Raw genomic sequence first — 22,562 nt, forward strand, 5'->3', positions numbered from 1 at the left:
TGTTATTAAAATTAAAATTACTAAAATTACTATTCTCATCTTCTATTTCCTTATTTTCTAAATTTTGAATACAGCTCTTTTGATTTTTTTGCTGCATTTATTGAGTTCATCGCACCACTTTTAAACCCTTTTCCCGTATTCATACCTGGCGTTATTTGACCTCCCATACCACCACCATCACTTGTAAGTGATGACATGATTCCGTTCGCAAATTCTGGTATCATACGAGTTAAAAATAGTAATACCCCCAAAGCTAGAATCACAAAAAACATTCCATCAAAATCTGTGCTAATAGATGCCGCTGATACTTTAGTTACATAGTAAATAAATATCATCATTATCGCCGATATTGGTCCGTAAAGAGCATAAGTGATAGTAGAGCGAAACCAACTACTAGATATATTTTTTGTTTTCTCAAATGCAAAAAGTGCGAGAGGGATAGGACCGGCTGTTAAAAATAGACCAGGAACTACAAATGAAACAATATGAAATGTTCCTATTGCTAAATATAATAATCCAAGTTCTAATAAAGCTGCGACTGATAATATCAAATCTACTATATTCCAATCTGTCCAACTAAATTCAAACCCATTATAAACTGTATCTTTCATACTTAAAAAGATTGTGTCTAGGGCAATAATATTATTAGTGCTTCCTTCATTGGCAATTGCTGTAATATAAGTTACAGTAAAATCTCTTATGATCATGATTGGATTCATTATATAATCTCTGTACATACCATAATCCATTACAATCATCATAATAATTGGGAAAATTAGAAATAATCTGATAAGATTTTTTTTACTTGTTTCTTCTTCGCCAAGAATTATTTTTATACCTATAAAAACAAGATATAAATTTATTACTGGGATAACAAAAGGTGTTAATGTGTCTTGAAACACACTATATATAGCATTACTAATTAATCTCAACGCCTCTTGGAACAAATATGACAACTTCTCAATCATGTTAAATCCTAGAACCTAAAGCCAACACCCAATGCATTAGCTCTTTTCAAACTATTGTATTTTGATGTGTCTCTTTTGTAAGGAATGTTTTTTAAATCCTCTTGTATCTTTTTTTGATTGTCAACTAATCGTGCTAAATATGCAGGATTATTTATATTTTTAATATGAAGAGTTGCAATTGCATTTCTGTATCTAAGAGCAGATTTATATTCTTTGTTGAGGATATTTAATATCTCAAGCAATATTAAATTAGATGTTTGTGTCTGCTGCATTAAATCATCGCTACTCTCTATGTATTGAGTAAAAGATTTTAATCTTTTTATATTCTTTTCTCTTTTATATTTTTGTTGAGCAGTAGGATGAAAAAAACTATTATAATTTTCTTGTACATTGGCAAAAGAATCCTGTTTAATATCATCTTTTGTTTGTCTCTCTAACTTTTCTAAATATTTAGATATTAATAGACTTTGATTTATTTTTTTATCATCTACTTTTGTAGCCATCATCGCTTTAAAATCATTAAGATTTGTTTTGTCTAAAGCTTTTCTAAAAGTATATAATTCAATCTCTAACTCTTTAAGTTTTTGTTTTCCACCCATCCGCTCAATTATCTCATCATCAGCAACTTTAAAATAAGCTCTTATTTTTTCAGAAATATCATCATACATTAAGCCACCTGACCCACCTCCTATTGAACTTCTTTTAATAGACCATAACGATTTGATTTCGGTGTTACGCATTGCATCAGTTAAAGTTTCCATACTTTCCAACATATTACCCATAACATTTTCTAAATTGTCTTTAGCATTGTATATATTTTTTTTTGTTTCATCTATTACTGTTCTTATTCCACCTAAAGTTTTAATCTGCGTAGTTATCAAATCAATTTGTTTAGTAACTTGTGTGATTTGTTGCATATAATAAGCATAAGAACCGGGGTCAGAAACTATATCCCCAGCTCCGCCTACTCCAAACAAATTTATATTTAATAAAATTGTGAGTAATATACTTTTCTTAATCATTTAAATACCTCTCTTTCCAGTTTGTTGGGAATTTCTTCTTTAATCTATCTAGTTTTAAAACAGCAACTGTTGAACTGTTGAATATATTTAAGTATTTTCCTAACGATGATAAATCTACATTTAGTTGCACAGAACCACCAGTATTTACTCTTTTTAAGAGTGGTTTTCTTTTATTTGTTTGAGTTTTTATATAGTTAAATTCTTCACTTGTGAGGTTGAGTATTTTTTTAGCTTCTTCTATTATTAAAGTGTCAGGAAATAATATAAAGTTGGCTATTGATGAGCCAATTATTTTTCTTCCTGCTTCCGTATCTAAAAAAAGACTCAAGCTTTGCCCCATTAAAATAGCTATGCCATCTTTTTTTCTTATTTCTAAGATTATCTCTACAACTTTTTTACCAAAATCTATATTTGCCAGGTAATCAGGTATTTCATCTATTACAACAATAGATGGGGAAGTAGTTTCAGAAACAATCATTTTTAATCTATGAAATATGTAATAACTTATGAGTGTTGGAGCTTTTTTATTATGAAATACGCTATCCATATTAAAAGCTGATATTTGTGTTGAAAAATCTAAGCTGTCTTTGGTAGCACTAAAAAATCTTTTATTTGCTCCAGTTGACCATATCTCTAAATTTGCTTTTAAACTGTCCTCTTCATTAGTTCCTGGTATTGCAATTACAAACTCTTTTAAATTTCTTTGTGCTTTTGGTAGATGCTCGTAAACTTGACTCAATGCATCATCAATATCTTTTATATCTTTTGCACTATTCTTTCCACTCATAATTTGAAAAAATGAATTTAAAAACTCTCTATTGATATCATTGTCTTCTAGTTGCAGAGGATTAAGAGAGATGTCTCCTTCAAACTTTGAATAACTTCCGTCCATGAACTCTGTAAAAACTTTCATACCTTGTAACTTGTCAAAATATAGTTGTTTCATATTTGGATATTTCAATGCCATCATGCACAAAAAAGTTATAAGTGTAGTCTTACCAGATGATGAACCACCGATAACAACTGTATTGCCAAGAGCTTGAGCGTTGGTACTCTCATGAAAAATAAAATCATAGTTTGTACTTTGAGAAGTTAAAAATTTTGTTAAACTCTCATTTCCCCAACTGCATCTATCATCACCTTGAGCAACAGTTGTAAAAGTTATCATTGAGCTGATGTTTGTAGATATAAGATGTCTTTTTGTTGCGTTATATCCTGCATAATCAGGCAGAGAAGACCAATACAGTGGTTCAATATTTTCAGTTTCTATATAAGAGCGATATCCATACCCATCTATAATATTCTTAATATTTTCAACATCATATTCTAATCTATTTAAATCACTGTTTTTTATTTGTATTGAAAATGAATAATTAAACAAAGAAATAACACTTCGCTCAATTGCTTGTCTAATATCATCTATTTCATCATACGCTAGAGAATTTGATGAGTCAGTATTGTTTTGTAAAATATTTAATTTTTTTTGAATAACAGCAAGTGCTTTATCTTTTGGAAATTTTTGAAAAGATTGGTATATTGTAAATACAGCTTTATAGCTCATAAGTTCTTCTATTAAAAGTTCATCAAATTTTTCATTATCAAAAAGTTGTATAGAAACCCATTTGCTGTAAATATTAATATTATTTTCGTAGATCATATAATCTTTATCTTTTGGAAATTTCAATGTCATACCAGGTAGTATATTTGTTAAACTTTTATTTTGTGGAATTTTTTGATTTGTGCTTTTTCCGTTTATGTAACTAGAAAAAAATGAAACCAATTCTTCATTCTTTAATATGTATGGTTCAAAATCACTAAGTTGTGCCTCTATTTTTTTACTATTGTCTAATACTTTTGATTTTTTGATTTTTTGGTTCGTTGATAAATTTTGAGATAGTTGTGTCATTATTGATAAATCAAGAAGTGAAGAATTTGAAATAACTATATAATGATATGTTTTATAGCTTTTTTGAAAATTTTCATTCCACTTTTTTGTAATAATGTCTTGATACTTTTTAGAATTATTTATGTAACTGTTGTTAATATCTACTTCTCTTACAGAATGTGTTGTTACATTAATATCATCATCAATCATTTGCAATAGTTCTGTTCTTATATTGAAATACTCTTCTATTTTTGTAATGTCGAGTCCACTATATTCTTTGCCTCTTAATTTTAAAACTCTTACAAAGTTACTATTTTTTGTTAATATTAAACTGTCTTCTTCTCTATCAAGTTCTAAAAATGGATTCATTTTTTCCCATGTAGTTTGAGCTTGAATTTTAGTAGTCAATAATTTAATTACTGTAGATATTATATTATGAGACATAGCAATTTCCTTTAAAATTTCCTGCATTTATCGTTGATTTTATTTTAATAAATAGTATGAGTTTTATCATTATGAAATCTGGGTTTATTTTTGACTTTAAAAGTATGATTCCATATAAAACTAAGACAGTAGGAAGAGTCACTGCTATTGCTATCATTACATTTGAAAATATAAGGGTGATATCAAATAATACTAATGAAACAACGGCAATAACAAGCCAACCTAATATACTAATGCCGTTAAGTATATTAGGTGCAGTAATTATTCTATAGTTTTTCATCGCTTATCCAAAAATAGCAGCTATTGAACTGGAAACGAGGATTAATACACCACCTTTCATTATTTGAATCAATCTTTCTTTCTGCTTTTCATCGTTTTGACCAAACATGTAACTGTAACCAACAAAAACGAGAGCTAATGTCATTATTATTGCCACAAACTTGCCTGTTAAAGCTACTGTTATTGATTCTGTAGGCTCTATCGCATTTTCAATATCAATAGTTGCTGCATATATTTTGCTCATAAATGTCATGAATAAAAAATAAATTTTTAACATTTAAACAACCTCTTCTTCAATATCTTCATCTCTTTCAATTTTTAAGTAATATCTAACTTCTTCCTTCTTTTTATTTTTACCTATAGTTGGATTCTTTGCATCTATAAATACAGTTAAATTATTTATGCGTAGAGTATCTTCACCGACAAGTGCTTTTAATTCATCTTTAAGCAGTAGTTTTGGTTCTAAGAGTTTTTGATTTGAGTAAACAATAAAATCACAACCAACATTTTTCTTTTGTTGTTGATCATATATATTCGTTGCACATTTGATTGCTTTTAATTTTTTTGTTGTTGGGTCTGTAGTGAATTTTACACCAGCACCACAAACTGGACAATTATATGCTTTTTTTTGCTCATTACCTTGCTCATTACTTATCTCTTTGCTCATCATCTTTACCTTTTTTTTTAATTACTTTTTAGTTAAAGCAACTTATATCTTTTAAACTCGCTAGTACATTATTCATAATAACTGAGTCACTAATTGTTGTTTTTTTCTCTCCTTTATTCATAGATTTAATCATATTCTTTACTGTATCAATCATATTTTTATAGTAATTTGGTGCATATACACACTTAAGTCTGCAAGACACTTTTATACTTTCTGAAACATAATTATCATAATTTTCATCTACCATAACCTTGTCATAATATATTTTGATAGCATTTCCAAAATCATCTTTATACTTTAACAATTCAGGATATATTTTTACATTCACACTATATCTTTCATTCATTTTTTTTCCTTAGTGAATCCCAAATAATTGTAGATTCAAACTCTTCTTTGAATTTATCAAGAACTTCTTGTTCTTTATAGCTCAATCCCTTACTAGCTTCTAAAAATGCGTAATCGATTCTATTTGTTGTTTTATAACTTTTTATAAAAATATCAATAGCATTCGAAGGAGTTTTTGCATCTATTAAATCAGTAGAAATATTTTGTTGTTTAGGTGATTGTTCTGTTTCTATTTTTTTTCTTTCACTTTCTAGTAGACCAGCATAAAGTAAGTCTATACCATTAAATGTATTATTTTGTATCTGTTTTTTTATCGAGTTTTTATATCCACCAATATTTTTAATTTTACCTTCTGCAATTTTAGTTTTTATCTTTTTAGTATTCATAATCCATTCGACAGTTTTATTTATATTTTCTACTGGTATTGTTACATTTGGACTTTCATCTTTTATCTCAACTTTCAATTTACTTGTTAAGCTTTCTAGTTGTGTTGCTAAATTATCTTTTGAAATGTTTCCTTCATTTGCAAGTTTTGTGATTAGTGATAGCTCTTTATTAATTTCATTTTCTGTTGGTTCTGTATCTTTAGTGTCATCATTAAAGTATTCATCAAATTCTTTTAGATATCGCTCTTTTGACCACTCCAAATCTACTACTGCATATGATTTAGTATTTATAATTTCCCTCTTAATTACTCCCAATTTTTCTAATTGTCCTTTAATATTTTTAACTGTCTGAATTGCATTTTTGATTTTCTTTTTTTTGTAAGCTATTTTTTCATCTGTTGTTAATGTCTGAAAATACTTATAATCTTTAGTATCACTATTTATAAGACCAAAGCCACCATAAAAAGCAATAGTTTTATTTGAAGCAAAACTATCTTTAGAGCGTGTTACATAATCGGCATGTGCAACAATCGCACTTAAAACTTTTAACTGTCCCGCATTTAAGTATCTAAAAAACCATGGTTCAAGCTGAACAGGTCTTGTTTTTGGTTTTAATATTTTTAAATATTTTATATTTACCAAATTTCAATCCTCAACTAGCTAATGTATTTATTGCACTTTTTAAAGCAACTGGGTCGACTTTGTAAACAATCGAATCAACTTTATAATTTTGAAGATGATCATATATTTCATCTATGTTAAAAACTCTATTCTTTTTAGTAACTTCAATAAATGGAACTAACCTAGCTCTTATTAGCTCTTCAAATTTTCTCATTGATATTGGAAATATTTTAATAATGTTTTTTTTTGATATATATGCTGGAGTCGTTGAGAAATTCTTTAATAAAAAAAGTTCTAAAGTGCTTGATAAAGCTTCTTGTGGATTAGTAGCACTTTCAAGATTTAAAATAAGTTGTTTTATCCAATTGTCATCTGCATGTAAAACAATTTTATCTATAATAGTTTCAGAAAGTTCAAATATTTGAAGATGTGTTTTTAAGTCTACTTGATTTTTATTTGCAAATTTCATATTTAACCTTTTTGTTTAGATGCTTCTAAAGCCTTTTTAACATCTTCAAAGCTATATTTCCATCTTGCTATTTTAGTTTCTGGTGTTCTTACATCAACTGCTGGGATTACCTTAGAGTTTCTTAATTTAACTATTGTTCCTGTTGAGAAATTAGAACTAAAATGTTCATTTAGAAAAACTACAAGTTGTTCTATTTTTATTAGATTCGATGATTCTTTCATATTTATTAATCCTTTTTTCGATAGATAGACTTCTTTAGTTTTTTAATAAGTTTTTGTTTGGATGTTATTTCATCTCTAACAAAATCATTTTTATGCTTATTAAAAGCTTCCCAACTCTTTAAATCAGTCTTTAAAAGTTTAATTTCAGACTTTATTTTTAAGATATATTCATTAATCATTAAAATTCCTCGTAGTTTATTTCATTACAATTTAATCTTTTAATTGGTATCCTAAAAGATTAAATCGTAAGAATATGTATAAATATTATGTATATCAATAATTATACATCTATTTATAACATAAGTCAATAAAAATAGGTTAATAATGAATATAAATAGCAATATATTGAATATTAGAAAAGAACTCAGGTTAAATCAAACAGATTTTGCTAAAAAACTCAATAGTACACAGGGTCAAATTTCTAGTTATGAGAAAGGGCAAGTAGAACCTCCGCTAAAAATAATTATAAACATGAATAAAATATTTAATGTAAATATTAATTGGTTAATAACTGGTAAAGGCGAGATATTTATTCAAGACTGTAATGGCATTAATGTTAATCATTGTAGTAATGTAGCAATAAACGGTTTTATCAAAGTGAATACAAATGACTACGCAGATAGTGAAGAGATTCAGGAGCTTCTTGAACTTCTAAAAGAAGTTCCTAAGTCTTGGATTGATAAAATCTTAATTAAACTAAAAAAACAACTTCAAGCTTTTGACGAAGAGTTTTAAATAAAAAAAGGATAACAATATGAAAATAGTAAAAATAGGATTAATAATATTAAGTTTATTATTGAGTTTAAATGCACAAACAGCCGATAGATTGACAGATGAAAATATAGCATTTATATATGAGTCGAGAGCTGACCTCCCTATAACGAATGAGAACCTTGTAAAGACCTTATCACAAGAATATAAAAATGCTCGTGACGAATTTACTCAATACGAATTAATGAAAAAAATCAAACCTGTATTTAAAAAGAAGCTCACTGATGCAAAAGCTAACAATAGTTATTTTGTAAAAGTTGGTTCTACACTTGGTAAGTATGATTTCAAAAACAATACATTTTCTACTGGTTTTTCAAAGGATACTTATATACCATTTAAAAATGGATATGCCTTATCATTTAACAATGTTGAGGATATAGCAAATATTAAAGTAGCATTTGTAGATGCTAAAAGATTATCAAAAAAACTACAAAGAAATAGAAAGATAACTGCTATTATTTATATTAAAACATCTAAAGTTCAGGTAAAAAAAGTGCATTGGAATCATTCTAAAGTTTTAAACGCAGATATAACAAGTATAACTATTTTAACAGATGATGGAAATGAAATAATTTCTAAAAATTTGTAAATAGTAAAAATAAATCAGGAGCTGTTTTTTCATACTCATAAGAAATAGCATTAATGCTCAGCTCTCAATGTATCAACAAACAGCCAACACAGCCAAAAAACAGAACCAACCACATTTCCTATTATTCCCCACAGAAGAGGTTCGAAAACAACATCTGAAAATCTAAAATTATCAGCTCCTAACCATCCAAGAAGCGGAAAAATGTTATCACCTCCACTAAATAAAACTACTATGTAAAACACAAGATACATCATCATCCCAACTACACTAAAAGTTAATGTTAATCCTCTATCCATCTAATTTTCTCCTTTTTTATTATTTTTATCTTTAGCTTTAGATTGAAACTTCATTGTATTCTCCAGTAGAATAATATTTAGCTATGAGGAATAAATTCCCAAGAACTAAAGATACCGAACTCATATCTAGTATCATTTGAAAGTGTCATAAATATTTCAGGTTTTATATCTTCACAATAAATAGCTTTTTCGTTAAGGTCTTTATTTAAAAAACCTTTACCTGAACCATGATAACCAATTCCAAAACCGTCTGATTGGCTATCTTTATTATAAAGCTTATGTTGCTTTTGTAAATTAACTACTTTCACAATACATGCTTTAGTATCATAAAAGAAGGATTAACTCTGTTCCATTTTTTTGGATTAAATTCTTCTGCTAATTTGAAAGTTTTTGCAACTCCATTAGAAACAAAAGTAACATCATTACAAATTGGTAAATCTATATTTTCTTTTGTTAAAACCTTAATTTCTTGAGGGTTGTAATTTACAAAACTACATTTTCCATGAGGAACAACAATTTTTAAACCATTTACTTCTTTAATATAAGTTTTCATAATTTAGCCTTTTCTTTTAATATAGTATATTATTACTATACTTTTTTACTTTTATTTCTTTTAACCGCCACAATCCATGTATCATTAAATCTCTTTTAATTTTAGGATATTGTTTGACGGTCTGTTCTGAAACTGATAGATATTTTGCTAGTTCTTTGTATATTGGTTTTTTTATTTTATTTATAATTTAATCCTCCTCTGTCTTGAAAAATCTTTTTTCAAAATCTTGTGCCGATAATTCTATTTCTTCTATTTTTTCATGTGAATTGTGTTTGCCTTTTCCATTTCTAAAAAGTTTGAATGTAAAGTTATCAGTATAACCAAAAGATAACTTATAGCCATCTTTCCCACTTTTTCTAATTAATTTTGATGGATGCCAAAATAAAAATTCTGTTTTTGGAACTTTAATTAAAGTCGCTTTTATTGTTTCAGTTTGAACGCTGTTTGAGTTAATTTCTATGTTCTTCCACATTTTAAGTCCTTTTTCTTTTGATATAGTATATTATACCTATACCTTGCTTAAATATAACTTAAAAAGTATATTATTACTATACCTTTTTCTATTTTAAATGCTCAAATATTAAATTAAGACCTTTTGATATAGTGTCTACTCTTACATCGCTGTACCGTTCTTCTACCATTGCATTAGTTGAATGCCCTAAGATTGCTGCTGCAACATTAGAACTAAGTCCAAGCTCATTTATTGTTGTGTTACCTATTAAATGTCTTATATCGTGTATGCGGAATGATTTAGTAATTTTTGCTTCTTTTTTTATTCTTACCCATGCTTTTCTAATATCTTTAAACTTAGTTCCAGTTACTGGAGACTTAAAAATATATTCACTTTTATCATCTATGTTTAAAAGAATCTCAAATAAAATATCTGTAATCGGATGTTTTTTATTTTTCTTTGCTTTATTTATCTTTGCCGGTATTTCATAAACTCTATTATTTAAATCTATATAATCCCACTTAAGATTTAAAATCTCTGATTTTCGATGTCCATGAAATAAAAAAGTGAATATACCTCTATACACTAACTCATTAAAATTTAAAATTGTAGAAAAGAGCTTTTTTGCTTCATCATTTGTAAGCGTATATTCAACGGTGTTGTCAAATTTTGGAAGTTCTACATGATTGGCAGCATTAAAATTTATGTATTTCATTCTAATAGCATAGTTTAATGTTGCTTTTATAATATTATTTAAATGCTTTGCAGTCTGAGGAGCATAACCATTTTTTAACATTTCGTTTATAATTTTTTGGATTTCACCTGGGACAATATTATTTATTAGCTTATTAGCTATTTTATTTTTTATATGCTTTTTAAAGTAGTATTCTTTCGTTTCTATTGTTGCTGTGGTTTGCACTTGTTTAACTGATTCTATATATTCATCAAAAAGTTTTTCAAATGTATAAATTTTTTTAATCTCTTGAGAGTCTTTATTTTTATATTTAGCTCTAAGAGTTTCTTTATTTATAAATGCCATTCTGGCATTTGTCTTATAATCGTCGTTACTATAACCTACTGTTCTTTTATATTGATCTTTACCTATTTTAAATGAGCCTACAAATACAGTTCCTTTAATTGGATGTTTGTATGTATAGATTCCTTTATGTTGTGTTGCGGTTAACTTTGGAAAAGCCATTTAAATCCTTGGGTCATACTTTAGGTCATACTTAATATTGTAAAGATATGTAATTATATTCGGAATATTACCGCATATAAACTTAATAATCAGGCTCAATATCGTGAAATAGCCCCTCTGTATCAATTTGTATATTTAGACCTTCTATCTCATAAGCCGGGGGTCGGGGGTTCAAGTCCCCCTCTTGACACCATCATTCTAAGATAATTTACTTTTTAGGTGGTACTTTTTGTAGGTAAACACATGTTGTAATTACACAATTACCCCTTCACTTTTAAATATACCAACCGTTACTTTTTCAATTACTAAATAGTAACTACACAATTACAAGTCCAACCATGTAAACTCAAATACCCAAATAAGACCTATAAGATATACCTTTTGAGCCTAATATTGCAGGAATTGCCCCATAGAAAAACCTAATGCTACAAACTGCAATGTATACAATAAAAGTAAAAAGAGATATTTTGTTATCTAAAATTTTAAAATTCATTAAAATCTATAGTTAAGAGCTACTCCAAAACTTTGTGGTGCTCCTGCTCTTGCATACCAAGCATTACTTACTTCGAAGGCTCTTGTTTTATACTCTTCATCTAAGATATTATTTCCATAAATATATACATCATAATCATCTTCTTCATATCCAATCTTGATATTTGAAATAGCATAACTTTGTGATTTTGTATTTCCATTATCAAAGTACAATTTACCAAATTTTGAATAGTTTACACTTGCATATATACCACTTGCATCTCTATAAGTAGAACTAAGATTAAAAGTAGTTTCAGGTACATCAACAACTTTTTTCCCACTATAATTTACTGTTCCCCTTGAATAAGAATCATATTTAGCCTCCACTTTAGATATTCCCATAGAGATACTTAAGTTATCTGTTGGCATATAGTCCAATTCTAATTCAACACCTTTACTTGTAGCTGTTGAAGCATTATCAGTATATACAGAAGTTCCTACTAAAACTTCTACTTGCATATCATCCCATTTTATATAGTATAAAGAGCCGTTTAAACTTAAATTATTTGCAAGTGATGATTTGAAACCTATTTCATAATTTGTAGTAAATTCAGGTTTATAAGATGTTCCCATTTTCTCTTTATCATTAAATCCACCACTTCTATATCCTTTAGAAATAATGACATAAGGTATAAAATTTTCATTTTTTTCATACATTAAAGATAGTTTTGGTAACCAAGCATCAAATGTTTTACTTTTATTGCCAGTTTCGTTAGCATACCCCATTGCTGCTAACATACCAACTCCACCAATACCAGTTTGGGTATAGTTAAATTCTTTTTTCTCTCTATCATACCTAAGACCAAAAGTAATTTTTATATCATATATTATTTTACTAACTTCACCAAAAAGGGCTGTTCCTGTTGTTTTGGTATCACTTTTTTGATTTAAAGTTTCTCCCGGTACTCCCATACCCATATTGGCAAAATTCATCCAAGTATTGTATTCTCTTTTATCTTTTTCTAATAATAAAAACACTCCACCAATCCACTCAAAATCATCATTGTTATTTGACATAAATTTCAACTCTTCACTTATATAATCTATATCTTTTGCTAAATCTAAATATACTAAATCAAATGGATTAAAATCTACATCATTTGCACTTTTATATTGTTCATCTCTTACAGAAGTTATTGATACAATTTTCATATCTTCAGTATCATACTTTAAGTTTAAATTTAGTCCTTGTGACTTTTTAGATGTTTTACCCAAGGCATCTACATTGATATCTTTTCTTAAATCTTTTGAATCATAAGCTGCAAATTGTGCATAAGATGGAGAATCACTATCTTGCTTTTCATACCCTAAAGTAAATTTTAATTTATCATTTATTCTTCTATCTAAAAATACTCTAAAGTCTGTAGTTATATTTTTACCTATCTTATCATCATTGTTATACTTATTTGTAAAATAGCCATCTGTTTTTGTATATCTAATAGCTGCTCTTAATACTGTATCTTTATTGATAATCTTATTTATATAAGCATTTGTTTTAATAGTATTAAATGAGGAGTAATCAATCCCAATTTTAGCACTATCTTTCATTTTACCTTTTTTTGTTACTATATTTACAATACCAGCTTCAGAATTTCTACCATATAAAGTACCTTGAGGTCCTTTTAATATTTCAATTCTCTCTATATCAAATAAAGCCATATCTAGCCCACTATAATATATATCATCTACATAAAACCCAACAGCAGGTATTCCTGTCATTCCACCTGTAATCCCTCGCATAGAAGCAAATGTAGTCATGGCAGTTGGTCCTGTTTTGGTTATGTAAAAACTAGGAGTCAAGCTTGTTAGTTTTGTTGTTTCATCAATATTCTGATCTGCAATTTTAATATCATCTACAACACTAACACTTCCCGCAATTTGAGATACTTTTTTGTTGCCTTGTTTGTTTGCTGTAACTGTGATATCATTGAGTATTGTTGTTTCTGCCATCAATATACTTGATGTTATTATACTCAATACTATTGCTACCCATTTAGTTTTTTTTATCATTATTTCTTTCCTTTCAAGAATAGTTAAATTTAATTACACTATACTTTAGTTAATAATAAATATCAATATCAATATCAATATCATTTTTATTATAAAAAAATTATGAAGGATTAAAATGTCTAAAGTAATATCTTTTTTGGATATAGAAGAATATACCAAACAGAAACTAAATACAAATACTAGTGATGAACTTATTATTCCAGACACTTTGGGTATAGGTACTTTTAAACATATAAATATTTCCAATGGTATTGGATTGACTCAAATAGATATAAAAGTAAAAAAAGATTTCATAATAAAAAATAAATTTGAAAAAAAAATGTTTTCCTTTACTAGTTTTCTACAAGGAGATATGCTATATCATAATTATGATTTTGATATTAGTAAAAAATTTGAAACAAATCAACTCAATATTTCTGCTTTAAATTGTGAAAATGGTACAAGCTTTTACAAAAAAGGCTCACATGTAAAAGCGATAAATATTTTTACATCTAGTGATTTTTTAAAACAAAATATTTTAGAAAAAAATTCTGATTCTAAGATAAATACAATTTTGTATAAATTAGAAACAAAACCTTATTTTGATTTTATAAATCAATCCCCCTGTAGTTATGACACAATATGTAAATTACATAATATTTCATCATTAAATTCTCATAATAAACTTCAAAAACTATTTATACAAAGTCAAACTTATGAACTCTTATATGATTGGCTCTCATCTATACAAAATATACAACAGAGTTCTATAAATCAACAAGAAAAAGCATATTTAGCTAAAGTACAAGAGTATATAATACTTAATTTAGATAAGGAGATTAGTCTAAAAATACTAGCAAAATTAGCAGCTACAAATGAAACAAAATTACAACAAAATTTTAAGCTTTACTTCAAAACTACTGTATTTAAATATATTTTAGAATGTAGAATGATAAAAGCGAAAAATCTATTAAAAAAAGGTAAACATTCAATCTTTGAAATTTCTTCATTTGTAGGTTATAAATATCAAAGTAATTTTTCTATAGCTTTTTTTAAAAAATATGGAATCTCTCCAAAAAATATAATTAAGTCAGCTTATTGACATATACTTTTTTGCTAAATACTCAACTATTTCTTCGCTTGAACCTCTAAACTCTACTTGTTCAAATCGTTTTTGAATTTGATAGTCATACATTGGATCATAATACTCAATTAAAAGAAACTCTATCCATTTTTTATGTCCTTCAATCGAGTTTTTTTGTAACTGCTCATTAAAAGCTTTTTCAAATATATCACAGACCTCTTTATGCCTCTGGCTCCCAAGTCTTTTTTTTATTCTATGCATCGCACCCAGTATTTCATCCCTCCATTTTTCAATATTATTTGCATACATTGTTTGTGCTTGGAGTACATATTCATAAAATGTTATCTCTACTCTTTTCTTTATTGGTGTTTCAAGTATTATTAGTGGAGCTTTGGAAAGATAGTCTGCAAAAATTTTAGGGATAAATACACTACCAATACGATTACCTTCATCTTCAAAAACTATGTATTTTAAACTCTTATCCAGTTTTTTAATAAGCTCATAAGCCATATCATTTTCAAAATTTATTTGTGAAGGTTGTGGAGTATTTTTTTGACCAAAAGATGAACCTCTGTGATTTGCTAGACCTTCAAGGTCTATAGAGTTTTTTAAAGTTTTAAGTAGGATTGTTTTTCCAGAGCCTGTACGGCCACCAAGGATAACTGGCTTAAAATTGTTGATAGACTCTTCTATTTCAGTTATAAGATAATTTCTAAAGGCTTTATAACCACCTTTAATTCTTGAAATATCGTTCCCTGATTGGCTAAGCCATTCTTGTGATATTTTTGAGCGTTGACCACCTCTAAAGCAAAAAAGCTTGGCATCAGAATTTTCTTTTATAAAGTTCGACCATGCTTGAACACGCTCATTTTTAATCCTACCGCTAACAAGTTTATACCCAAGTTTTACAGCTTCGTTATTACCATGTTGTTTATAACAAGTCCCTATTTTATGTCTCTCCTCATCATTAATAATTGGCAGATTTACTGCATGAGGAAATGAACCTTTTTTAAATTCCACAGAAGCACGGACATCAATAAGAGGTGTAGAGTTTAAAACGATAGACTTGAAGTCATTACTGAACATTAATTTACACTTTTACAAAAAACTATAGTTTTCATAGTCTTAGTATTACTAAAAAATCTATTATTTTTGATAACCCATCCTCTACTTTTTTGTACAATAATATTACCACACATAATCTTTTTGTTGGCTCTGAAATCTTTATATAGCTGTACTTTTCTATTTTTTTCATAAAAGCCGTATAGAGCTATTAAGAATATTACAATAATGAATATAACCACTCCATATATAAAAGTTTTGTTATTTTTGTTTTTCATACAAGATTATATCTATATTTTAGAACCCTCTAAACATCTGAGGTACAAAAGCCCTCTCGCCAACGATTAAAGCATTATTCAGTTCTTCTATGAGTCTAGCCTTTTCTCTTGGTAAGTTCCCTGCTAGATGCAGAGCATTAGAAGCGTGGTTCGAACGAAATATGACATTGTTAGTTGGGTTTAATAGTTCTAAAAACTTTTTTTGCTCTTGCAGTAGTTCTATATCATCCAACTTCTCAAAGTCGTTGAAGTGTTTGTAAAATTTTTCCTTTGCATCTTCTTCAAGTCCTAGTTGCAAAGTTGAGAGGTAGTTTACTCTTGTGGCATTCATGACTTCTGCACTTTTCTTTATATGCTCATCTGAATACTTTATTCCACCCATGCCAAGTATGACTGTTGCAGATATTTTCAGTCCTGCATCTGAGGCTTTATTTAGTGACTCGATGATTTCGCTTTGATTTACACCTTTTGTTATCTTCTTTAAAACTGTGTCACTGCCCGTCTCTACTCCGTAGTAAATAAGATTTAAACCATTTTCTTTTAACGCTTCTAACTCTTGACTAGATTTGTTAAGTATGTTTTGTGCAGATGCGTATAGAGAAACGCGTCCTAATTTTACAAATGATTGTTTTAAGTACAAAAGCAGTTTTAACAGATAGTCCGTATCAAGGGCTAGAGCATCTCCGTCTGCTAAAAATACTTTTCTAGCATCTGGATATGAGTGAGAAAGGGTATCAACATCTCTAAAGACATCTTCTATGACTCTTACTTCAAAGCTCTTTGTTTTGTACATAGAGCAAAATGTGCAGTTATTGTAGCTACAACCGTATGTAGCTTGTATGATGATATTGTCAGCTTCTGCAGGTGGTCTGTAAAGCGGGTATGAATATTCTAGCATCTATGATTTAAGCTATAAACATCCACTTAGCAGCTATTACTATAAAAAGTCCTAGAACTATTACAAGTTTATGAAAGTGATGTTCCATAAAATTGCTCTTTTTGCCCTTTGTATATCTTACATAAAGGTTTGATAAAACTCCTGCAACTATGACTAATACTAAAACAATTTTAAATACCAATATCTTTTGCAAATCTGTTTGGATGAAACCTGCATCCGAGTTGATGTACTTTGACATCATCATACCACCTGTTAAAACTAAAAGTAAAAGTGAAAGGGGAAATATCTTAAAACTTCTTTGTCCAAGTGTCTTGTTTATTTTTTGTTGTGTTTCTTTTTCAAACTTGTTCTTAAGTGTTGAGATAACAGCCAAGTCACTAAATACATAACCTAAAAAGATTATTGCTAAGATAAGGTGTATAATATGCGTATATGGATAAATTGCTTCCATAATTTCTCCTATTAAAATTTAATGGGATTATACATAAAGAGTATAAATTAAACATTGACAAGGTGCAATATTGTAAAATGCCTTAAAAACAGGAAAACTCCAGTGAAAAAGTATATTTTTGGTGTTGTTGTTGTTAGTGTTATTTTTTTCTTTAAACCTATTGTATCTCATTTAATAGAAAACTATGCATCTGCACTATTAGAACGAAAAGTAAAAATCACTTCACTTAGCATCATCCCTTTAAGTGCAAATGCTTATGTTTCAAAAACAAACAACACTATAATTGCAAATGTCATCAGCATCTATCCACTTAAAGTTAGAGCCTACTATCGTGGTGACATAGACGCTTTTAAAACTTACCATCCACTAAAAGGTTATGGAGAAGCTACTGCAGACATCTACTATGACAAGTTACTTCTTATAACTGCTCAAGCTTCTCTTTACGAAGCTGACGCAAATGTTACAATAAAAGAAATGCAAAATAACTGGTTCGTTGGAGTAGATGCAACTTCTTTAAACCTAAAAACACTTCAAGAGCAAAATGCTCAAGAAGTAAAAGCAAATGCAGTGCTTGACCTTTCACTAAAACTCTACACAGATGCAAACATATCTATAAACTTACAAACTAAAACCATAAATATTTTAGGAACAGAGTTTAAAGATGTAGCTATAAAACTACTTCATGAGAAAGATAACTTCAAACTTATTAGCTCATTTAAGCCTCCAAATTTTCACAAAACAAGTGTAGATGCTAATGCTACTTTTAAAGATGGAAATATTTCAGCCTATACAAAGATAGGCTTTAGAAATGAGAATATAATTTTAGACAATTTAAACTTTAATACTAAAAACCTCCATACTACACTTCACACATCTTCGCTTGGAGGTGAATTAAATATTACATATAAAGAAGATTATCTCTATTTAGATGCAAAAAATATACATCTTTCAAAAGTTCTTAAAACTACACAACAAAAAATAAAAGCGCGTGGTTATCTAAATCTAGAGGCTAAATTAGACATAAAAACACTAGATGCTGACTTTCTATTTAGCTCTCCTTGGCTCGTTTACAATAAACAGAGAATAGAAAAAGTTAAACTATCCGTTCCAAACTTAAAATATAAAGACAATAAATTAACTGCTTCATACAAAATAAGTGCCTTCTTTATGAAAAAACTGGACTTAAAAGAGCATAATATAAGCGTAATAGCGGATGGTTCATACAATCTAAAATCAAAACTACTAAAGTCTAACTTCAAAGCATCTGTGCCACTTAAAAATAATTTACTTGATATGAAAGGAAAAGTAACTTATCAAAATAACTTAAAACTGCAAGTATCTAGTTCTAGTTTTGAGTCTCAGACACTTTTAAAATTAGAAGATAAAAATTTTAACTTTTACACTCGTAACTTAAATCTTCATGCTCTAACTGCTGCACTTAATAAACCTATCGTATTCTTTGGATATATTGATGTTGAGGCAAAAGGTAATCTCAATAATATGGACTTTAACATAAATAGCGAAGAACTACGAAGAAACTTTAAACTAGGAAGAGTAGACAACTATTTATCACTAGATATTCAAGGAAACTATACCCCAGAACTACTATCTATTAAAAATAAACTTATTTTAAACTATAAAAAAGAGCATATACCGCTAAAGCTAAACCTAAAAATAGAGCCTGAAGCTCCATATAATTCTAAAGGGTCACTTTTTCATAAAGAAGATAAATTAGTGATACACTCTTTTTCTTATGAAAATGAACAAGTAAAAAGTGACTTTCTTTTTGATGTAAAAGAACTCAATTTATATAGAGCATTAATGGCAAATAAATTCCGAGGTCCAATGAGAATAGAGGGTACATATAAAGATGCATTAAATATAAAAACAAACTCTCTTGGAGGAGAGATAAGGTTTGTGCTAGACAAGCAAATAGCTTCACTATATATGAAAAAAGTTGATATTACAAAAGTTGCTAAACTCATAGAACAAAATGGCATACTTAGCCATGGAGTCATTGATGGAAATGCTACTTACAATATAAAAGAAAAAACTGCAAAAACAAATATAGCCCTTAGAGATGCTATTTTAACTGGTATAAATATAGATGAAAAAATATCATCTATAAACGATGCAATGGGTCTCAATATTATAAATTTATCAAAGTCTGTTATCTCTAACTTTTCAGATACAAATTCAAGTTATACAAAGATAAATCATCTACAACTAAATGCCTCATTAAAAGATAAAAAGATAAAACTTGATGATGTAGCATTTTCAACTGACAAGTTTCTCATAGTAGCTATTGGTGACTTTGAGCAAAACGGAGATATAAATTCACTTGATGTTAGCATCGTAAACAAACAAGGATGTGCAATAATCACACAAGCCTTAAAAGGAAATATTAAAGACCCACAGACAGCAAAGACTACATCAACTATTGTTAATATAACACAAAGAATTCCTACTTCTATTTTGAAGACAGGAAGAAAGATTCTAAACATTGGAACACAAGCTATTGATGATGTCGCTACATTTGGAGTAAATAAAATCTTAAAAGCAGATACCAATATATCTATAATTTCAGATATAGTATCTGGGAGTTCATCCCTCATAGAATCCACATCAGATATTATCGTTCCAGATATAATTATGTCAAAAGAGTGTCGTGTGATATATGATGGGAAAGTAACGCATCCAAGGAATCTAAGTAACAATTACATAAAGGAGAACAAATGAACAAAAAATTTAAAGTATTAAATATAAAATGTGGTGGTTGCGCTAAAACTGTTAGTGAAGCTCTAAAAAAAGATTTTGGCGAAGTTAAAGTAGATTTAGAACAAGAGCCAAGAGTTGTAAGCGTTGATATAAAAGATGAAGAACATGAGAAACTGTTTCGTAAAAAGATGCGTGGTTTAGGTTATCCTATGGATGATGAAGAACTAGGAGTTTTTACTGCGACAGGTCTTAAAGCAAAAAGTTTTGTTTCGTGTGCTGTGGGAAAAATGAGTTAAGCATAAAAGAAAAAATCTCATCTAACCCTGCTTCTATTTTTAAATGCTTTTTTCTATATGGATGCATAATCTCTAGCGAAGAAGCATGAAGCAAAAGTCTATGACAATTAAACTCTTTTCTTATTAACTTGTTATGCTCTCCTCTTCCATATTTTGTATCACCTAAAATATGATGAGACATATACTTCATATGTCTTCTAATCTGATGTTTTCTACCTGTTTTTGGAAGTACTTTTACAAGTGAATAACGAACTTTATCGTATCTTCCAACTGCAAAGTCGAGTTGTACAGATGCTAAAGTTTCATACGCAGTCATAGCTTTTTGAGGCTCTTTTTCTTTACTTTTATCTTTATCTGCAATTTTATCTAGTTTTTCTTTTAAAGCATGGTCTATTAAACCTGAAGCATCTGTAAACCCACGAACAATACATAGATATGTTTTTTTGATAGTATGGCTCATAAACTGCTCTGACATTAGTTTAGCACTATGTTTATCAAGAGCAAAAAGAAGCACTCCTGAAGTTGGTTTATCTAAACGATGAATCGGATAAACCCATTGACCTAGTTGATCACGAAGTATCTTCATAGCAAAATAAATCTCATGTCTATCTATCATAGATTTATGGACTAAAAGTCCAGATGGTTTATTAATTGCTACTAAATACTCATCTTTATAAAGAATTTCAAGAGAATAGTTTTCAAACAAAATCTAAGATTAATCTCTTTTTGTAGTTTTTCTTTTTTTCTTTGAAACAGGTTTTACAAAAGCTTTTTTTGAAGGTTTTCTAATTCTTTTTACTTCTGTTTTTTTATGTTCACTTTTTAGTTTTAATTCATCTTGGTCTTTTCTGCGTATGCTAGGGTCAGGTTCAAAGCCTTCTACTGTTTCTTGTGGAATCTTTTGACCTATAAGTCTTTCTATATCTCTAACATCATACTTTTCATATATATCTAAAAGTGTGATAGCCTCTCCATTTCGCCCTGCTCTTCCAGTTCTTCCAACACGATGTACATAGTCTTCAGGGATAGAAGGAAGCTCATAGTTTATAACATATGGAAGTTCTTCTATATCTAAACCTCTAGATGCTATGTCAGTAGCGACAAGGACTCTAACTTTACCTTCTTTAAATTGATTTAATGTTTTAAGTCTATGTGCTTGTGTTTTATCTCCATGAATAATTCCACACTTAAGTCCATCTTTTTGAAGTTCTAAAAATAACTCATCAGCACTTACTTTTGTTCTTGTAAAAACTAAAACTTGAGGGAAATTTCGTGAGCCTATAAGATAAGCTAAGAGTTCAGCTTTTCTAGTAGTATCTACCATATATGCAACTTGATTTATTGTATCTACTGTTGTATTCTTTTTCGCAGTTTCTATAAATGCTGGTTTTGTAAGTATCTGTTTTGAGAGTTTTCTTACCTTATCGCTATATGTCGCAGAAAAGAGTAGAGTTTGATGTCTTTTAGGAAGCATCAAGTGGATTTTTCTTATCTCTTTTGAAAAACCCATATCTAACATTCTATCTGCTTCATCAACTACAAATGTAGTTATGCCAGTAATCTTCAAACCATTTTCTATATGCTCCATAAATCTACCAGGAGTAGCAATAACTATATCAACACCTTTTTTTAGTATGCGTTGTTGAGCTAATATATCTTTTCCCCCTACTAATATCGTGCTAGTTACACTCATATTTTTAGAGTAATTTTGTATGTCTTGTTCTATTTGAATAGAAAGCTCACGAGTTGGAGATAAAATCACAGCTTTTATTAGTCTGTTTTCATCAGCAGTTGTGTTTCGAAGTTTTTGAAGTATTGGTAATGCAAAAGCAGCGGTTTTCCCCGTACCTGTTTGAGCCGTCGCAAAAACGTCACTCTTTGCCATAACTAAAGGAATTGCTCTTTTTTGTATGGTTGTCGGATTCTCATAACCCAAATCTTTAATCGCACTAAGTAGGGGTTTAATAAGTCCTAATTTTTCAAATGACATATGTACTCTTTATTTTAAATTATCGAATTTTAGCATATTATTAAACAAATAAAAGAAAATAGGTCATATAAATAGATTTTCAATTCTTTTTTGATACTAT

At 28.7% G+C, this 22,562-nt stretch carries 27 protein-coding genes; 5 read left to right on the plus strand and 22 right to left on the minus strand.

Annotation, left to right across the window (positions count from 1 at the left end):
- Positions 1-50 precede the first annotated feature (50 nt).
- The 11 genes from MOV42_RS10380 to MOV42_RS10430 are packed head-to-tail and all read right to left on the minus strand — an operon-like array spanning position 51 to position 7,486.
- A complete protein-coding gene (locus tag MOV42_RS10380) occupies positions 51-968 on the minus strand; it encodes a type IV secretion system protein (RefSeq protein WP_324171109.1) in 918 nt (305 codons plus the stop codon).
- Positions 969-976: 8 nt separating this feature from the next.
- Entirely contained in the window at positions 977-1,990 is a 1,014-nt protein-coding gene (locus tag MOV42_RS10385) for a hypothetical protein (protein WP_324171110.1), read from the minus strand.
- The gene (locus MOV42_RS10390) at positions 1,983-4,319 is read right to left on the minus strand and encodes a hypothetical protein (protein ID WP_324171111.1); all 2,337 of its coding nucleotides are present in this window, start codon (positions 4,317-4,319) and stop codon (positions 1,983-1,985) included. Before MOV42_RS10390 ends, MOV42_RS10385 begins: the two co-directional genes overlap by 8 nt.
- Entirely contained in the window at positions 4,309-4,599 is a 291-nt protein-coding gene (locus MOV42_RS10395; RefSeq protein WP_324171112.1) for a hypothetical protein, read from the minus strand. The genes MOV42_RS10390 and MOV42_RS10395 overlap by 11 nt, the downstream gene beginning before the upstream one ends.
- Before the next feature lie 3 nt (positions 4,600-4,602).
- Positions 4,603-4,851 carry a TrbC/VirB2 family protein gene (locus MOV42_RS10400; protein ID WP_324171113.1) on the minus strand — a complete coding sequence of 83 codons (249 nt, stop codon included), beginning with the start codon at positions 4,849-4,851 and terminating at the stop codon, positions 4,603-4,605.
- 24 nt (positions 4,852-4,875) lie between these two features.
- Complete coding sequence (locus MOV42_RS10405; RefSeq protein WP_324171114.1) at positions 4,876-5,265, minus strand: hypothetical protein; 390 nt, start codon at positions 5,263-5,265, stop codon at positions 4,876-4,878.
- A 28-nt stretch (positions 5,266-5,293) separates the two neighbouring features.
- Complete coding sequence (locus MOV42_RS10410; RefSeq protein ID WP_324171115.1) at positions 5,294-5,611, minus strand: hypothetical protein; 318 nt, start codon at positions 5,609-5,611, stop codon at positions 5,294-5,296.
- Entirely contained in the window at positions 5,604-6,638 is a 1,035-nt protein-coding gene (locus tag MOV42_RS10415; RefSeq protein WP_324171116.1) for a hypothetical protein, read from the minus strand. Before MOV42_RS10415 ends, MOV42_RS10410 begins: the two co-directional genes overlap by 8 nt.
- Positions 6,639-6,648: 10 nt before the next feature.
- Entirely contained in the window at positions 6,649-7,086 is a 438-nt protein-coding gene (locus MOV42_RS10420; protein ID WP_324171117.1) for a hypothetical protein, read from the minus strand.
- Positions 7,087-7,088: 2 nt separating this feature from the next.
- Positions 7,089-7,307 carry a hypothetical protein gene (locus MOV42_RS10425; RefSeq protein WP_324171118.1) on the minus strand — a complete coding sequence of 73 codons (219 nt, stop codon included), beginning with the start codon at positions 7,305-7,307 and terminating at the stop codon, positions 7,089-7,091.
- A gap of 5 nt (positions 7,308-7,312) precedes the next feature.
- Positions 7,313-7,486 carry a hypothetical protein gene (locus MOV42_RS10430; protein ID WP_324171119.1) on the minus strand — a complete coding sequence of 58 codons (174 nt, stop codon included), beginning with the start codon at positions 7,484-7,486 and terminating at the stop codon, positions 7,313-7,315.
- Between the two features lie 145 nt (positions 7,487-7,631).
- Here MOV42_RS10430 and MOV42_RS10435 point away from each other — a divergent pair, with 145 nt between their 5' ends.
- Together MOV42_RS10435 and MOV42_RS10440 are read left to right on the plus strand one after the other, a co-directional pair.
- The gene (locus MOV42_RS10435; RefSeq protein ID WP_324171120.1) at positions 7,632-8,042 is read left to right on the plus strand and encodes a helix-turn-helix transcriptional regulator; all 411 of its coding nucleotides are present in this window, start codon (positions 7,632-7,634) and stop codon (positions 8,040-8,042) included.
- Positions 8,043-8,061: 19 nt separating this feature from the next.
- A complete protein-coding gene (locus tag MOV42_RS10440; protein WP_324171121.1) occupies positions 8,062-8,667 on the plus strand; it encodes a DUF4852 domain-containing protein in 606 nt (201 codons plus the stop codon).
- A 50-nt stretch (positions 8,668-8,717) separates the two neighbouring features.
- Here the strand turns inward: MOV42_RS10440 and MOV42_RS10445 are convergent, their stop codons facing one another.
- From MOV42_RS10445 to MOV42_RS10470, 6 genes are all read right to left on the minus strand, one after another.
- Positions 8,718-8,963: a hypothetical protein gene (locus MOV42_RS10445; RefSeq protein WP_324171122.1), complete on the minus strand. Its 246-nt coding sequence runs from the start codon at positions 8,961-8,963 to the stop codon at positions 8,718-8,720.
- Positions 8,964-9,040: 77 nt separating this feature from the next.
- Complete coding sequence (locus MOV42_RS10450) at positions 9,041-9,271, minus strand: hypothetical protein (protein ID WP_324171123.1); 231 nt, start codon at positions 9,269-9,271, stop codon at positions 9,041-9,043.
- Complete coding sequence (locus MOV42_RS10455) at positions 9,268-9,516, minus strand: hypothetical protein (RefSeq protein WP_324171124.1); 249 nt, start codon at positions 9,514-9,516, stop codon at positions 9,268-9,270. The genes MOV42_RS10450 and MOV42_RS10455 overlap by 4 nt, the downstream gene beginning before the upstream one ends.
- 187 nt (positions 9,517-9,703) lie before the next feature.
- Positions 9,704-9,988 (minus strand): hypothetical protein, encoded by a 285-nt coding sequence (locus tag MOV42_RS10460; RefSeq protein WP_324171125.1) that lies wholly within the window; start codon positions 9,986-9,988, stop codon positions 9,704-9,706.
- A gap of 88 nt (positions 9,989-10,076) precedes the next feature.
- Positions 10,077-11,165, minus strand: coding sequence for a tyrosine-type recombinase/integrase (locus tag MOV42_RS10465; RefSeq protein ID WP_324171126.1), 1,089 nt, complete (start codon positions 11,163-11,165; stop codon positions 10,077-10,079).
- Between the two features lie 492 nt (positions 11,166-11,657).
- Entirely contained in the window at positions 11,658-13,706 is a 2,049-nt protein-coding gene (locus tag MOV42_RS10470; RefSeq protein ID WP_324171127.1) for a TonB-dependent receptor, read from the minus strand.
- A 115-nt stretch (positions 13,707-13,821) separates the two neighbouring features.
- Here MOV42_RS10470 and MOV42_RS10475 point away from each other — a divergent pair, with 115 nt between their 5' ends.
- Positions 13,822-14,787 carry an AraC family transcriptional regulator gene (locus MOV42_RS10475; protein ID WP_324171128.1) on the plus strand — a complete coding sequence of 322 codons (966 nt, stop codon included), beginning with the start codon at positions 13,822-13,824 and terminating at the stop codon, positions 14,785-14,787.
- On the opposite strand, the gene mnmH is transcribed toward MOV42_RS10475, so the two are convergent.
- From mnmH to MOV42_RS10490, 3 genes are all read right to left on the minus strand, one after another.
- The gene (mnmH, locus tag MOV42_RS10480) at positions 14,776-15,855 is read right to left on the minus strand and encodes a tRNA 2-selenouridine(34) synthase MnmH (protein WP_324171129.1); all 1,080 of its coding nucleotides are present in this window, start codon (positions 15,853-15,855) and stop codon (positions 14,776-14,778) included. The two genes, MOV42_RS10475 and mnmH, sit on opposite strands and share 12 nt — an antisense overlap.
- A 273-nt stretch (positions 15,856-16,128) precedes the next feature.
- Positions 16,129-17,007 carry a radical SAM protein gene (locus MOV42_RS10485; RefSeq protein ID WP_324171130.1) on the minus strand — a complete coding sequence of 293 codons (879 nt, stop codon included), beginning with the start codon at positions 17,005-17,007 and terminating at the stop codon, positions 16,129-16,131.
- Between the two features lie 7 nt (positions 17,008-17,014).
- Positions 17,015-17,458, minus strand: coding sequence for a hypothetical protein (locus tag MOV42_RS10490; RefSeq protein WP_324171131.1), 444 nt, complete (start codon positions 17,456-17,458; stop codon positions 17,015-17,017).
- 102 nt (positions 17,459-17,560) lie between these two features.
- On the opposite strand from MOV42_RS10490, the gene MOV42_RS10495 reads away from it, so the two are divergent.
- Together MOV42_RS10495 and MOV42_RS10500 are read left to right on the plus strand one after the other, a co-directional pair.
- On the plus strand, positions 17,561-20,197 hold the full coding sequence (locus tag MOV42_RS10495) for a hypothetical protein (RefSeq protein ID WP_324171132.1): 2,637 nt from the start codon (positions 17,561-17,563) through the stop codon (positions 20,195-20,197).
- Complete coding sequence (locus MOV42_RS10500; protein ID WP_324171133.1) at positions 20,194-20,472, plus strand: heavy-metal-associated domain-containing protein; 279 nt, start codon at positions 20,194-20,196, stop codon at positions 20,470-20,472. The genes MOV42_RS10495 and MOV42_RS10500 overlap by 4 nt, the downstream gene beginning before the upstream one ends.
- On the opposite strand, the gene truC is transcribed toward MOV42_RS10500, so the two are convergent.
- Positions 20,426-21,178: a tRNA pseudouridine(65) synthase TruC gene (gene truC / locus MOV42_RS10505; protein ID WP_324171134.1), complete on the minus strand. Its 753-nt coding sequence runs from the start codon at positions 21,176-21,178 to the stop codon at positions 20,426-20,428. The genes MOV42_RS10500 and truC overlap by 47 nt on opposite strands.
- 9 nt (positions 21,179-21,187) lie before the next feature.
- Entirely contained in the window at positions 21,188-22,462 is a 1,275-nt protein-coding gene (locus MOV42_RS10510) for a DEAD/DEAH box helicase (RefSeq protein WP_324171135.1), read from the minus strand.
- Positions 22,463-22,562 lie beyond the last annotated feature (100 nt).

This window comes from Sulfurimonas sp. (assembly GCF_029027405.1).
Classification (GTDB): domain Bacteria; phylum Campylobacterota; class Campylobacteria; order Campylobacterales; family Sulfurimonadaceae; genus Sulfurimonas.

Coding starts and splice junctions, on each gene's coding strand:
- MOV42_RS10380 (WP_324171109.1), bottom strand. CDS start 968: ATGATTGAGAAGTTGTCATATTTGTTCCAAGAGGCGTTGAGATTAATT.
- MOV42_RS10385 (WP_324171110.1), bottom strand. CDS start 1,990: ATGATTAAGAAAAGTATATTACTCACAATTTTATTAAATATAAATTTG.
- MOV42_RS10390 (WP_324171111.1), bottom strand. CDS start 4,319: ATGTCTCATAATATAATATCTACAGTAATTAAATTATTGACTACTAAA.
- MOV42_RS10395 (WP_324171112.1), bottom strand. CDS start 4,599: ATGAAAAACTATAGAATAATTACTGCACCTAATATACTTAACGGCATT.
- MOV42_RS10400 (WP_324171113.1), bottom strand. CDS start 4,851: ATGACATTTATGAGCAAAATATATGCAGCAACTATTGATATTGAAAAT.
- MOV42_RS10405 (WP_324171114.1), bottom strand. CDS start 5,265: ATGAGCAAAGAGATAAGTAATGAGCAAGGTAATGAGCAAAAAAAAGCA.
- MOV42_RS10410 (WP_324171115.1), bottom strand. CDS start 5,611: ATGAATGAAAGATATAGTGTGAATGTAAAAATATATCCTGAATTGTTA.
- MOV42_RS10420 (WP_324171117.1), bottom strand. CDS start 7,086: ATGAAATTTGCAAATAAAAATCAAGTAGACTTAAAAACACATCTTCAA.
- MOV42_RS10425 (WP_324171118.1), bottom strand. CDS start 7,307: ATGAAAGAATCATCGAATCTAATAAAAATAGAACAACTTGTAGTTTTT.
- MOV42_RS10430 (WP_324171119.1), bottom strand. CDS start 7,486: ATGATTAATGAATATATCTTAAAAATAAAGTCTGAAATTAAACTTTTA.
- MOV42_RS10435 (WP_324171120.1), top strand. CDS start 7,632: ATGAATATAAATAGCAATATATTGAATATTAGAAAAGAACTCAGGTTA.
- MOV42_RS10440 (WP_324171121.1), top strand. CDS start 8,062: ATGAAAATAGTAAAAATAGGATTAATAATATTAAGTTTATTATTGAGT.
- MOV42_RS10445 (WP_324171122.1), bottom strand. CDS start 8,963: ATGGATAGAGGATTAACATTAACTTTTAGTGTAGTTGGGATGATGATG.
- MOV42_RS10455 (WP_324171124.1), bottom strand. CDS start 9,516: ATGAAAACTTATATTAAAGAAGTAAATGGTTTAAAAATTGTTGTTCCT.
- MOV42_RS10460 (WP_324171125.1), bottom strand. CDS start 9,988: ATGTGGAAGAACATAGAAATTAACTCAAACAGCGTTCAAACTGAAACA.
- MOV42_RS10465 (WP_324171126.1), bottom strand. CDS start 11,165: ATGGCTTTTCCAAAGTTAACCGCAACACAACATAAAGGAATCTATACA.
- MOV42_RS10470 (WP_324171127.1), bottom strand. CDS start 13,706: ATGATAAAAAAAACTAAATGGGTAGCAATAGTATTGAGTATAATAACA.
- MOV42_RS10475 (WP_324171128.1), top strand. CDS start 13,822: ATGTCTAAAGTAATATCTTTTTTGGATATAGAAGAATATACCAAACAG.
- mnmH (WP_324171129.1), bottom strand. CDS start 15,855: ATGTTCAGTAATGACTTCAAGTCTATCGTTTTAAACTCTACACCTCTT.
- MOV42_RS10485 (WP_324171130.1), bottom strand. CDS start 17,007: ATGCTAGAATATTCATACCCGCTTTACAGACCACCTGCAGAAGCTGAC.
- MOV42_RS10490 (WP_324171131.1), bottom strand. CDS start 17,458: ATGGAAGCAATTTATCCATATACGCATATTATACACCTTATCTTAGCA.
- MOV42_RS10500 (WP_324171133.1), top strand. CDS start 20,194: ATGAACAAAAAATTTAAAGTATTAAATATAAAATGTGGTGGTTGCGCT.
- MOV42_RS10510 (WP_324171135.1), bottom strand. CDS start 22,462: ATGTCATTTGAAAAATTAGGACTTATTAAACCCCTACTTAGTGCGATT.